Genomic DNA, 14,816 nt, shown 5'->3' with positions numbered 1-14,816 from the left:
GATATCAATTGCAGTAGATTTCAATTACACATTAGTAGAACTATGAGATGATTAATACACAAAAAAGCTTGAAACACTCTAATATTTGCTGTTGAGATTCATAAAAAACTACAAAATTCACTAAAAAATCACTCTCAACTTAGTGGATTCGACAAAATTGACCATGTCTACACTTTCCGTACCTGTATTCCTTATAAATCGATAAAGGGAGAGCATAGCTCCCCCTCCCCCGATCATTAATATTGTTTGAAATTGCTTTATTGCAAAATCGCTTTGGCTACGATGGCAAGATCTTCAATACTAATCTTACCGTCTTTATTGATATCCGCTTTCTCATTCCAGCCATCTTGACCTTGTTGTTTGCCGTAAGCCGCTGCAACAAATGCCAAGTCTCCAATCGTGACGCCGCTTTGTCCATTGACATCTGCCGTAATCTTCTTGCTGTCAAATGCTTGAACTGCCGCTTCCAATGCGGATTTCGCACTATCCACCTGCTCCTGAGAAGCATTCGAATCGTTTGCAATTACGCTGGCCGCATCAATAGCTGACTGCAATTGCGCTTTGGATCCAATCACATACAGGCCATCCTCATTACCTTCCACTGCAGCATTGTGCTTTGCCTGAGCGCTCGTGATTAGAGCATTCAAGAGTGATTTATCCACAGGTATGCTAATTTGGATTTCATGGGAAGCCCCTTTAATCTGCAACTCATTCCCTAGACTGTTTGCAATCACAACATGGTCGACACTAATAGTCGTTGCCCCAGTTGCAGATTTGGCTGTAAATTTGAAAGTCAACAATTCGTCATTGGCAAGTACTCCTTGGTTTGCTCCCGCGCTGGCAGCAATAATCCGAATCTGCCCCGGCGCTGTCTCCTTTTGTTCAATGATCTTGAATCCATCTTTCAATGAAGTAACAGAATTGAACTGCAAGCTCGACGGATCATAGCGTAGAGTCAGATCTTGAGCATACACTTGCTGGTATGCGCTTTCCGTAACGCTGGCCAGCCCCATCTTAAGATCAAAAGTTTGGCCAGAATTTACTTTTCCTGCTCCAGTTATAACCGTTTTCGCTTCAGTAACATTCATAGCTTCATAAAGCTCTTTAACTTTATCTACTGTGAGAGACGTATTATATACCGTAACGATATCCATTAGTCCTTTAAACTGACTTGTTGGTTCACCACCAGCCATATTTCTAAACGCACCAAGCCACATTGTATACATGTTTTGTTCTTGATCTATGCCTGTTTTTGTTTCACTGGCTACCTCTGTTCCATTTAAAAACAGCTTGTAGGTATCTGCTTCTCTAACAATTACAGTCTGATTCCAGTTGTTTTTATTAATTTTGTTATCTCCACTTGACAGCTCAATCACAACTTCATCCTTGCCGTCATTACCCGGATATGCGCCCTTTCCATTATTGGCAATAAATTTTAAAACGCCATTTTCTACATACAATCTCCATTTCCATCCATCGTAAGCCTCTCTCTGCTGACCAACCAGCGTATAGGTTTCAGCACTAGTATCGGGCTTAATCCAAAGCTCTACTGAATAGTTATTCAGCTCATTAATCGGTCGCCCGATATCTACATAATTTTGAATTCCATCAAATAATAATGCATCCCCATTTATACCCTTTCCTAGAGCTGGCGTTCCCGAAATTGTACCATCGGTTAAATTGTACTTATCCTTAGTGATAGCTTCATCAACTTCTTCAAAGTTGTATTGGTTTTGATATCCATATTCGAAACTATACATACTGTTTGGAAGAATAACATTGCCTTTGGCTGAAGCATCCTTAACATTGTTAACGGTCAATTCGAGCGATACAAATGCCTTAACTCTATCACTCAGCGTAAGAACAACTGTATCAGTGGTAGTTCCCAGTGAAACACTTGATATATTTGCTCCAGCTATACTATAGTTAGCTTTGTTTTTTGCCGCTGTTTCTTCCAAGCCTTCGCTAAATTTAACTTGAACTCTTTCACCGTCTAATGCTCTTACTGAAACAATGGTAGGCGGAGTTAGATCCTCCTCTGTCACGGCCATTACTGAGTTGCTTTTTTTGCCCGTTACCGTGTTGTGAACGGCTACAACTTCATAGTTATAAGCTGTGTTGGCAACAACAGCTTTATCAATAAAGCTATTTGTAAATGTCTTTCCAATAAACTGATTATTTCTATACAAATAATACTCTTTAACTTCTTTGCCGCCTAATTGCAGCTGGTCCCATGCTAATTTAACCTGATTCGAGGATGATTGAACGACATACATATTTTTAGGCGCAGGTATAACTAAGTTTTGAGATAAATTATTATCTTTGGAGTAAATCGTATACCATCCATAAGTACCATCTTCCAAAGTAATCTCAACCTCAATGTCCCCATTACTATCCACTGTATATTCCCGACCGTTCATATCCCCTTGACTTACAATCACCTTTGTATCTGTAGGTGTACCTTCAGGTTTGTTAATCACCGGTATTTCAGGCGGGTATAGATCTCCGGTTTCTCTTGCGTTGTGTTTATCATGATAGTGTGAACCAGGAACTGGTACTGGCGGTGCTTTCATATCAGTCAAACCAGTATAAAATACTGGGATTTTCACCGTTCTCGTTACTTTTTCCCCTGTTTGATTGAAGAAAACAAACATACCATTCTGATCTGCATCAGGAGATGTATGAATAAAACCGTCAATATCTTTTGCTTTTGATTTATCAAGCTCGTTATATTGAGGCGGCATAATGTGAATGACATCACCATTCACGATCCCCCTATACTTATTGAAAAACTCTCCCCATGTTCCTATAACTTTTTTGGAAGGTTCATTTTGATATAGACCATTTGCACCTCTGTACGATCCCGAAGTGCCATACAACATATTTAAACCTATAATATAATCATAATCATTGATTCGTTCATCATATGGCCAAAATACAGAAGCATCCCCGCCGTTATATGACGAAAACGGAACTAACGTCCATCCCATACTAGGTATCTTGCCAAAGCTACCAAAATAGTTAATTTCTCGTCCATAAATAAACTGTTGTTTTCTTGGTGCACCAAACCCGGCTTCTTTATATCCCATAACAGCCTTATTTGCACCAGCTGGAAACATCCAATCTGGAGCATTAATATATACGTTATTCTTTCTCAATTCTTTGAAGAAATTTAAAATTGCAGCATCAAATTGTTTCGTTACAGAATCCTGTAATCCTTCGTGACCAGCGGTTTTCAAGGGACTAATTGCCCCCGGATATGTCCCATCAATCTCTAAAGCATCCAGACCTGTTTGTTCTATAAAAAATAATGTGTTTTTTAGGGTGTCTGTTGCAGATTTTGATGTCATATCTCTCATTCCACCCCATACACCATTATAAGTTCCGTCAGGTCCACCGCTCCGAGCAGCCTGCATGACATATGCTCCTAATAGAATGTCTCTTTCATGTGCATAATCACAAAGTTCTTTATATCTAGCAATATTCGCAGGCGATATGTCCTCGACGTTTGCACCTGAGCCAAATGAGAGCAGAACCATATTAAAGCCGGCTTCCTTCGCTTGATCAATTCCTCTTTTCACAGATGGTGAATCTGACGCAATTAAATGATAGATAAGCGGGCTATCTGTTGTTTGAGGAAATAGTAATCTATACATCTTCTTAACTTCCAATTGTTGCCACTCGTAATAAGACGAACTATGAAATAATTCATATACCCTATATCCAACAAAGGTTTCATCTTTAGCTAACCTATACGCTGGTCCAAATTGTTTAGCACTTATACCTAGAGCATCTAAATTTGTACTCTGATTATCTATAGGACTAACAGCATATTGGTTCATTAATAAACCATAACCATTTCCTTTATCTTCCCATTGAGAAGCTACATGTCTGCCATTATTTCTATCATGATTAATATTTCCCGCATTGTTACTTGACTCTATATAAAGAGCATCTTTCTTAGATACCGAAACGGGTAAAACTTCATTTTTAAGGTTCTGAACGATTACATCCTGTTCCCCCTTATTCGTAACCTTAATATATTTGGAAATTGCAGGTATACCATCGTAAATTTCATAACGCACCTCAAATTGTACACCTTTATATTTCTCGGGAATATCTTGGCCTGCAACGTAGTTTACGATTAAAGCTTTGCCTTTTGCTGGCCAAGGAGCATCCTTCATCGTAGGATCGGATATAATATCATTCCATTCCCAATGAAAAATCTCTTCCGTGCTATCCTCTATTCTATGTGATTGATAATTAAAGGTAGGAATATTCTCACCGTTAGTGCCTCCTACACCATAAAGAGTTGCTCCTTCTCCTGTATCAGAGTATTTGTCATTTAGCCTAACTTGAATATCTGACTGTAATTGATTTTTGGCTAGCAGACTAACACCGGTGTAAAGATTTTTATATTCTGTTGTAAGAAAATTTTGTGCAATGTCAAATTCTCTTTGCACAAGGCCGTTGGACAGAACAATTTTACCATCTTGCTCTTTTATGGATGAAGGTGTTGTAATCTTTGTTTCAACCCAATAAGAAAGATCTCCTTCTCCTGCATGTCCTTCTAACTTTTCTTTCACAACAAAGTTATAACTAGCTGCAGCTTTATTAGGAATACCTTTTCCCACGGTTTTCACAACTCCTGCAGGTAAATTAATTGTATACATACTTCCTACACTAAGTGGCTGTTTTGGCTTAATGACCAATGACTCATTACCTTCAAACTCATTTCTTCTATCTTGAATGGTTACTTCAACTTCAACTGCTGCCTTGTTCTCATCAACAAGAGAAACTTCAGTATCACCTAATACGATATCCATATTAAAAGTTACCTGAATTTCACCATCAGCATCGATCAGGTCGCTTTCATTGGGTGTGATACTTTGAATCTCAGGTGGTATATTGTTTAACATATCTTCTACCCCATCATTCACCTGCTGTTCAGTACGTGCATAGTTATATACCTTAACAGCATCCATTTGTCCCTTGAATGAATGTCCATTAAACAATCCAGTACCGCTTGAATTATACCCGCTACCTAGCAATAGATCTAATGGATTTGTATCTAAATCAAAGGAATTGGATGCAATAGACTTTTCATTAATCTTTTTGCCATTTAGGAACATTTTAACTTTCTCTTTATCCCCTGTTACTGCAACATGATTCCATGTGTCAAATTGCATTCTATTTCCAGATCCACTTTCTAATCCATAACTTTTACCACTATGATCCGATAATGTGTACTCAATATTTCCATTATTCCTTACGGTAAAATAAAACATATCAGATGATACCGTTGTTCGATCTCGCCCAAAAATCTTATTCAGGCTGTTTCCACCTTCTGGCTTAAGGTATACCCATGCTTCATAGGTATATTCATCATGTACATTGGGTCTTCCTAAATTGACGTAAGTATTTGTTCCATCGAATTCAATGGATTTATCAAAAATTCCGGAACTACCCAATTTTGGTGTGCCATAAATAACATATTCCGAATTATCCACTGCGTTTATAATCACATTTTTCCCAGCGTTATTACCTGTGCCTTTCTTTAACTCATCCATATTAAAATCAAAAATCAAATCTTTGGAGGCAACGGAAGCATCATCTGTGTTCACAGGTATGCTTTTTGCCAAAGCTCCAATCGGTTGTACGATTAACATTAAAACGAATAGGCACATTACCATTGATTTCTTTAACCTAGTAAACTGCATTTTACCCTCTCCTCTAACCGTTTATTTAATCAATCTTCGACTAGCAATGGCGTACATCCCCCCTTTCAAGTTTCGATAAAACGCTTACACGATATTGAATACACGTGAAATGATCACTGCAAATTCGGTGCGCGTAATATTCTTCCTTACTGTACTCGGCTTAATCGATGAAAGGAGAGCACAGCTCTCCCCTCCCGATTCATTCCTATTCTGTTAAATTGCCTTATTGCAGGATCGCTACAGCTACGATAGCAAGATCTTCAATATCTACTTTTCCATCATGGTTGATATCGGCTTTCACATTCCAGCCTGGCTGACCTTCTTGCTTACCGTAAGCCGCTGCAACAAATGCCAAGTCTCCAATCGTGACGCCGCTTTGTCCATTAACATCGGCGTTAATCTTCTTGTTATCAAATGCTTGAACTGCCGCTTCTAATGCAGATTTCGCACTATCCACCTGCTGCTGAGAAGCATTCGAATCGTTTGCAATCGCGCTGGCCGCATCAATAGCAGACTGCAATTGCGCTTTGGATCCAACCGCATACAGGCCGTCCTCATTACCTTCCACCGCAGCATTGTGCTTAGCTTGAGCGCTTGAGATCGCAGCATTCAAGAGTGATTTATCCACAGCTATACTAATTTGGATTTCATGGGAAGCTCCGTTGATCTGCAACTCATTCCCCAGACTGTTTGCAATCACAACTTGGTCTACATTAATTGACGTTGCCCCAGTTGTAGATTTGGCTGTAAATTTGAATGTTAACAAATCGCCTTTGGCAAGTACGCCTTGGTTCGCTTCCACGCTGGCAGCAATAATCCGAATTTGACCCGCCGCTATTTCCTTTTGTTCAATGACCTGGAATCCATCTTTCAGCGATGTAACCGAATTGAATTGCACATTCGCTGGATTATAATGTAGAGTCAAATCTTGAGCATACACTTGCTGGTGTTCGCTTTTCGTAACGCCGTTCAACCCCATCTTAAGATCGAACGTTTCACCAGTGTTCACATGTTGTAATCCAGTCAATGTAGCTTGAGGCATTGATGGCGTCTCGTCTTGGTATACCTTGAATGCATCTAATACCATCCAGTACCCGGATCTCTTCACAACTTTGATCGTATGCGTTCCACTCGCAAGTGTTTTGTTGCTGTAAATCACCGCCTGCGCTGTATAGCTCGGAGCGGTTCCGTTAACTGTTTGTATAAGCTTGTCGTCGATATAGATTTCCTGATTCCCGATATCTCCGTTCTTTACGCCGATATATTCTACACCAGTTCCGGTAAAGGTGTATTGGAAGTAGTCTCCATTGGCTTGTGTCTGGTGCACATCGTTCAAATAATCGCCCTTACCTCTGTTTTGAGAGTAAGAAAACGATCCGGTATAGGATATTGCAGGATCAGTATCGTTAACCTGCTGAACTGTAAAGAAAGGAGCTACCGTTACACTAATGCTTGTTGACAACTCAACACTACTAGGATTGATAACTCCCAACGGCAGGGTAACATTCCCATTCACAGTGAATGTCTGTTCGCGCTTTTGGGCCGGATCATAGTTCGAAGCATCTACATCCCATGCCACATTGGCATTCACTTCTCCTAGATCTGTTACCAATTCTACGGTTGCAGGCAATCCAAGAGCTTCCGCAGTTTTTGCCGTGCCATTTGCCAATCCTGTAATGGCTGTAGGTGCTGTGATGCTGGTAATGACTTTGCTGTTGTTATCAACTTCAAAGACATTAATCTCCGCAGCCGCTGCCCAGCCATTAACGCCCGCTGTTGCTTCGAGCTTGATATATGATGTTTCTGTCGGAACAAAAGTTGCAACTTTCTCCGTATTATCGTTTGCCCAAGTTCCGCTTGCAACTTTAGTAAAGGTCACTCCATCTGTACTTACGTAAACGTTATAGCCTGTAATATTTCCGTTGTTGCCTGTTGGCCTTGGTAAATACGAAACCTTATCGATCGGGTAAGTCCCTCCAAGGTTTAAGGTAATCGATTGAGGGAGAACGTCGGATTTATTATGCTTTGTATGCCAGATAGTTTCTTGTTTTCCATCAATCGCCATGGATGCGGCATTATTTTCGCCAGCCGTTTCCTCGCTTGTCGCTGTCGCCGTCATTTGAGACTGAGGGATCTGCTTAGCCGTGACAGTCAAGCTTAGTTGTCCGGATGACACAACGGTTTGACCTGACATCACTTTCGCGGTGATTACTGCTGTTCCCCATGACTTGCCGGTCACAAGGCCGCTGCTATCAACTGTTGCTACTGTAGCGTCGCTGCTGGAGTAAGAAATCGTATTGCCGGACACATCAGCTGCTGTGATAAAGGATAATGGTATCGATTCTCCCACTACTATTTTTGTTTTGTCGGCTTTCAAAAATAGCGGCTTCACATAAGAAATTGTTCGCTTATACTGGTCAGGGTTTGTTCCTGTTTTGACCAGGACCACATTTTCTCCAATGGAAGTTGGGAAACTGAGTAATCTTCCCGTGATCGTTTCGGCTTTAACGCCGTTTCGATACAGATCTACGCTTTGCCCCTCTCCCCAAGGGTTGTTCACGTCCGCAGTCTGACCAAGACCAGAATAGAGCTCAATAAATTCGATGTTCTGCGATTGTTGCGATGCTGTAACGGTAAAACCTTTTTTAGCCTGAAGCTTGAATGCAGCATCGATATCCTTAGGCCATGCGCCGAACGCATAGATGACGGAATTCTCCCCCGGTCCTTTGGCTAATGACTGAAGCAGCGCACTTTGGATGCCGTCTACGTATGCACCGTCTTCCTGAACGGACATCGATTGCGATCCACCATTTGTAATAGGAAGCCGGTTCGTATTTTTTGCAAAAAACGTCTCCCATTGAATCAGATTGTTAGGCAATGCCAATTTCACGATATCACTGCGGCCCATTCGAGCTGCATCGGTCATAAATCTCGACCAGTTCTTGTTATCTCGGCCCGCAAACTCTCCACTCTGTAGCTTTTTATAAAATAGCTGGGTTTCCAAGGTGTTCATGTTTAAATCCCAGGCTGTCAGGTTGAGGCCGTTAGCTTTGGATTCAAGGTTAACTTGGTCAAAGGCAAGCAGCTCCACTTGATATTCATCCCAAATCGACGGGTCATTTTGTAGTACAAAAGCAGAAGGTTTTCTACCCAGCGCATATGTTGGTTTGCCGTCGGGCCTCGGTCTTGGCAGAAGAGCATCGGCATCGCTGCTAAGCGGGTTCGGCGCCAAATTCGCGACAATTTCTTGCCATAAAGGGATCAAATCCGAATCAACATCAAGTAATTGCGCTGCTTTCACAGCCGTCGGAAGAAGCCCTCTAATGTAATTCAAATCGTTTAAAATATCATCTGCTGACCAAATGGTTTCCGCAAAACCTGTCTTGTAGATATGATATTTACCATCGGTTCCTTTCTTCAGGTTGGGGAATGTACGGTAAAACTCGGCCGCTCCCTTGATGACCGGATAAGCGGTATTCCTCAAATATTCGATATCTTGCGTATACGAATACCGATCCCAATACCTATTTGCTATATCGGACGCATCGTAAAGCAGGTGAGAATGCCATCCCGCGATCCATTGGCCGCCAGTACCGTCAATCGTCCATCGTGAATCTGCTCCGGCAATTCTTTTGCTACTAAAGTCTTTAACCTCTTGCGTAAGACTCAGGCCGTTCAACAAACTGTTTCGCAGAGATGATGCAATGTTGTCCGGCAATACCTCCGGACCGTCGAAGGGCGAAGTCTCGGGGATATAGATGCCCTGACTTCCCCATTGCTGCTCGGCTGCCTGAGCATATTTATTAAGATTTCTGGAAGTCATTTTTAGAAACGGATCAAACAATTCTGGATGGTTTCCTGTTTCCAATGGGTAATAGCCTCTGCCATCGTTAAACCACCAGTATTCCGACCCCCACAAACCAGTACCGTTCGCCGTATTAAACAATAAACCGTTAAATTTTGCAGGATATTCCCCTCTAAAGCACGATCCCATCAGGTAATAAAAATTGACAAAATGAGCGCCGTAATCTTTGGTATATCCCTGCCCTTGCACCGCCGGGAAGGAAACAAATGACTTGGACCAAAAATCGTGCCACCAAGCTGTGTGGGAATTATAAATACCGTCGTAGCCAGTGCTCTTGGCAGTATCGACTGCCGTAGTGGCTATTGCAGCAACATTATCCGCTTTATTCATGCTTGCGGCGCTGCCAATATAGATGGTGAAGCTGCCGGTGCCTGCCGGAATTGATAATCTCATTGTTTTCGTATCCAGTTGGATGGCGGTTGCTGTCCTGCCCGACACGTCGATAACAGCCGCAGACATGTTATAAAAATCATTAATTGTAATGCCCGTATCTGCTTTCTCTTCATATTTTTGTGTTAAAATGATTTTCCCGTCGTTTTGGCTGAGTGCTGAAGTCGCCGAATAGCCATTTTTCGTTTCCAATGGGCCGGAGCGTGTCATCCCCAGATCGATGTTAATCGCTTCAGGAACGTCCCGGGTATCGTTTACCTGAATGGCGATCACATCCTGATCGCTCCATGCCAGTACATTCGCGCTCAGACCGCTGCCTTGAATACTTTCTGTCGCATTATACATCGATAGATACTGCGACACGTTATTCGACGGGAAAACGGTACCTCCGAAATCAACGCTTACATTGCCTACAGCGCCAAAGTAGTCACCATGTAAGCTTGTTGCAGATGAAGCGCCGCCATGTCCGAATACATCCACACGATTTACTTGCGTTTTTAATTTCGTAGGTTCTGTCCATATCAAGCCTCCGGTGCGGCCGTTACCGATCGGCATTCCAAGGGTGCTACCCGCCACTTGTTTGTCAAAGAACATGTCGGCTTGTGAAACAATACTTTCATAATCAACATTCAGCATCGAGGATTGACTTGGCTCTACCTGGGCATGCGCGACCACAGGTTTAACTGTACTCAGACCAGCACACAAGGAGAATCCAAGAACCAATGAAAGTGCGATCGAAACCGGCTTGCTTGTTTTTTTGAACATCTGAAAAAAACCTCCCTACAATTATAATTTAATAAGTTTTGGCGGCTTCATTAACAATGAAGCGATACGGCTCCCCCCTTTTATGCAGTAATAAAGCGCTTGCATAATGTCTTCTTAAAAAAATCTGGAAGTTAGTCATTCCGGACTTAAAATTTCATTTCGAGGGCAGTGTTACTTCATTTCAACTTTACGGATTCGTTTGATCATACTTTGAAAATCCCCTTTGAGGTCTGCCTGAATGCCCATTTTCATTAAAGCCATACCGCTAAGGGGCTGCTCCATTCCTTCAACCTGATACACGGATTGCTCATCCAGACCCTGTAAACGAATTCGTGAAAGCTCGTTACCAAAGTTATTCGAGTGCAGAAATACAAACACGACCGCTTCATCTTGGTTATCGCTTACATACATCACCGATGACAAAATACTTTCCCTGACTGAAAGAAGTCTATATTGTTGTCCGTGTTGAATGACCGATCTTATTTCCTTGTATAGTTGGATCAGTTCTTTTGCTTCTTCACGCTCATCCTCATCCCAGTTCAGAAGGTTATCTCCGATTCCCAGGTTACCCATCATGGCGCAATGAAAGCGGTACGCCAGTGACAGCTTTCTGCCGTTTACCCAGTTCACTTCATCTGTAACCCATGATTCCATAATTTTGGCGCAGTAGGCGTAGGAGAAACCTTCTTGAATACGCAAGCGGTCAAATGCATCCGTGTTATCGCTTGGCCACACTTGGTCAAAATATTTCAGGATTCCCATATCCACGCGTCCTCCTCCACCGGAACATGCTTGGAAGATAACCTTAGGATGCTTATGCTTCAGTTTTTCTACAATTTCGTAAAGGCCTAAAGCATGGCGAACCCAGATTTCCTTTTGTTCTTCCGGCGCTGCATAAGGAAACCCTGGCTCACTGAAGTTTCGATTCATATCCCATTTGATGAAAGTAATCGGATGGTCAGAAAGAAGTCTGTCGACACAATCATAGATATACTGTCTCACATCATCTCTAGCCAGATTTAAGATGAGTTGATTTCTTACCAGAGTCCGCTCTCTCGTGTTAAAATGGTAGACCCAGTCCGGATGGCTTCGATACAGATTGCTGTCGGGATTCACCATTTCCGGTTCGACCCAAAGTCCAAACTCCATCCCAAGAGCATTCACTTTGCGAATCAAGCCATGGAGTCCATTCGGAAACTTATCCGGGTTGACAACCCAGTCTCCAAGCCCTGCTTGATCCGAGTTGCGAGCGCCAAACCAACCGTCATCCATAACAAACAGCTCTACGCCTAATTGTGACGCGATTTCTGCTAGCTTAACCTGTTGCTCTTCATTTACATCGAAGCTCGTGGCCTCCCACGAATTGTAAAGCACTTTCCGCAGCTTACTTCTATTCTCTTCAGGCAGCACATGCCTGCGCTGGTAGTTGTGAAGATTTCGGCTGGCCTCACCAAACCCTTGGTTTACATAACCAACAACATAATTCGGTGTATAGAAACTCTCTTTAGGCCTGAGACTCCATGAAAAATCGAAGTCATTTACCCCCGCGCTAATTTTCACCATGTTAAACTTATCTTTCTCGATCACTATCTTCCAGTTCCCGCTGAAGGCTAGAGCCCCAAAGTAAACCTCACCGTGAGTTTCATCTGCTTTTCCTTCGTGATCCAGCATAAAGAAGGGATTGGCATAATGGCTAGTTGTACCTCTTCTACTCTCAAGCACTAGCTTGGTGTCTGGCAAATTCACTCTCTTCAATTGCGTTTCCGCGGGCCATCTGCCTGTCAGATACGTTAGTCTATACTCTCCTTCCCTTGGTAAATAAATAGAGCCGGTCAATGCTTGCTCTAATGTGACACTCGTCTCGCCATGATTTACAATCTCGCAGCGCCTTTCGATCAGATCACAATCTACGACGACATGATAATAAAGCTTAACCTCCAGAGGATAGTGTGTATCTTTAAGTACCAACAGAAGTGTCTCCTCCGATATTTCAAAATCTACAAATCTCAGATTGAGATCTCTCACGTGATCATGAAATATCACTTTTAAGCTTGGCTCCGTATATTTGGCTTTCCCCCATCCCAAATACTCTTCTTCGCTTAGTTCGCTGCCATAGGTATAGGGGTACTCCGAGATCTTGTCCGCCTTAGGATAGTCTGAAAGAAGCGGGAGTTTCTCTCCGAAGTAAATATGATTAATTGTACCGTGATTACTTAATCCTAATGCGTAGGAAATGTGCTTCCCCTCAAGAACCCAAATATTTCTTGAAGCATCGTGTCGTATCAAATAAATCCCTCCATCTTACCCTTTTACTGAGCCTGAAGTCATACCGGATATAATAAATTTCTGACCAAGTATATATAGAATCAGAACAGGCATTACTGTTAAAACAATAATTGTAAAAATCATATTCCATTCATTAAAGTGAACCCCAAAATAATTATAAATAGAATTGATCATTCCTAATTTTTCTTGACTGTTCAAAAGATACAATGGTGTAACGAAATCATTCCATGCACCGAGAAAATTCAATATAAAGCCTGTAATCGTTACAGGTTTTAAAAGTGGAAATACAACATGGAAGAATAGTTTCCCCAATCCGCAGCCGTCAATAATCGCAGCCTCATCAAGCTCTTTGGGCACACTGCCGATAAATCCATAAAACAGGAACATAGCAAACGGAATTCCTAGTGTGGCGAATATTAGTATGATGCCAGTAAAACTATTTTGCAGATGAACCATCTGAAGAACTTTTATTGTTGAGATATAGTTCAACGGGGCAACCAGTCCTATAAAAAAATAGTTATATATTAATTTGTTCCATTTATCTTTGTTTCTGGATATAACAAAAGCCGCCATTGCTGTAACTAAAATACTTATAGCTGCCGATACAAATGACATTAATAAGCTATTGAAAAATGACTGCAGCAAGTTGCCCTTTTGTATGGCTTCCATATAATTAGACCATTGAAACGAATTTGGAAGATTAAAATTCATCGAATTCGCTTCGTTGGATGTTTTTAAGGAATTAATAACAATGAGGTATACCGGTAGGAGTATAGATAAACTTAATATCCAGGTAAAGAGCTCTTTGGTTACTAGATAAATAGAGTTTCTACTCACTCAGAATCCTCCTCCTTATCTGTAACTAGCTTCTTCATCACAAAAGCAATAACTAGAGTAATCAAAAATGCAATGACGCCAAGCGCATTCGACATTCCGTAACGGCCGACAGAAAACTCATTAAATATTTGTGTATTGATAACCTCGGTCAAGTCTCCTGGACCGCCATTGGTTAATGCATATATAATTTCAAATACTCTAAGACCATGGATCGTATTTAAAATCGTTGCGATCGTTAACGCAGGCATTAGAAACGGAATTGTAATCTTAATAAATTGCTGCCACTTACCGGCTCCATCGAGTGAAGCGGCTTCATAATAAGACTTAGAGATCGTAAGCAGCCCGGCCAAAATAATGACCATATTCCATCCAACCATTCTCCACACTTCAACTCCCATTGTCGATGCCAATACAACGCTCTTGTCAGTGAGCCAACTGCGGGTAAATTGACCTAACCCCACAAACTCCAGTATTGAATTCAACGGGCCTTGAGGTGCTAATATGGAAACAAATACGATACCGATAATTAAGGGCGCCAGCGTATATGGCATAAAAAAAACGGTGCGTAATAAGTTCCTCGACTTCAATCCTTCATTCAGCAAAATAGCTAGAAAAAGACCGAATAACACTTTAAAAATAACTGTGAAAAAGGTAAATGAAAAGGTATGAATAATGCTATTTAAATATGGGCCTGTCGATGAAAATACTTCTTTATAATTATCCATCCCGATAAAAGTAACGGCCGTTTTAATAGTAGACCAGTCGGTGAGGGAATAATACATACCCGCTGCTACAGGAACTATAAAGAATAAGGTATATAAAAAAATGGCAGGAATGATAAATGTACGACTATACAATTTTTTTATGTGCATGATCTAGTCACCCAGTCTTTCAAATTGACTTATAAATGAAGGAAGCTTGATCGATATATTAAGCAATCGTCAAGCTCCCTT

The 14,816-nt window shown here is 41.5% G+C and carries 5 protein-coding genes; all 5 read right to left on the bottom strand.

All coding sequences use genetic code 11. The features are described from left to right. Nucleotides 1-257 precede the first annotated feature (257 nt). On the bottom strand, nucleotides 258-5,720 hold the full coding sequence (locus AC0YN6_RS06490; RefSeq protein WP_475745824.1) for a LamG-like jellyroll fold domain-containing protein: 5,463 nt from the start codon (nucleotides 5,718-5,720) through the stop codon (nucleotides 258-260). Nucleotides 5,721-5,943: 223 nt separating this feature from the next. Next, nucleotides 5,944-10,740, bottom strand: a complete 4,797-nt coding sequence (locus tag AC0YN6_RS06485; RefSeq protein ID WP_475745823.1) for a discoidin domain-containing protein — start codon at nucleotides 10,738-10,740, stop codon at nucleotides 5,944-5,946. A gap of 171 nt (nucleotides 10,741-10,911) precedes the next feature. Beyond that, nucleotides 10,912-13,026 (bottom strand): alpha-galactosidase, encoded by a 2,115-nt coding sequence (locus tag AC0YN6_RS06480; RefSeq protein ID WP_475745822.1) that lies wholly within the window; start codon nucleotides 13,024-13,026, stop codon nucleotides 10,912-10,914. A 15-nt stretch (nucleotides 13,027-13,041) separates the two neighbouring features. Continuing rightward, nucleotides 13,042-13,863: a carbohydrate ABC transporter permease gene (locus AC0YN6_RS06475; RefSeq protein WP_475745821.1), complete on the bottom strand. Its 822-nt coding sequence runs from the start codon at nucleotides 13,861-13,863 to the stop codon at nucleotides 13,042-13,044. After that, nucleotides 13,860-14,735, bottom strand: a complete 876-nt coding sequence (locus tag AC0YN6_RS06470) for a carbohydrate ABC transporter permease (protein ID WP_475745820.1) — start codon at nucleotides 14,733-14,735, stop codon at nucleotides 13,860-13,862. The genes AC0YN6_RS06475 and AC0YN6_RS06470 overlap by 4 nt, the downstream gene beginning before the upstream one ends. Nucleotides 14,736-14,816: the final 81 nt, after the last annotated feature.

The sequence above is a fragment of the Paenibacillus sp. J22P15 genome (genome assembly GCF_056269345.1).
The sequence above is the reverse complement of the archived record's forward strand: the minus strand, read 5'-3'. Positions and strand labels throughout refer to the sequence as shown.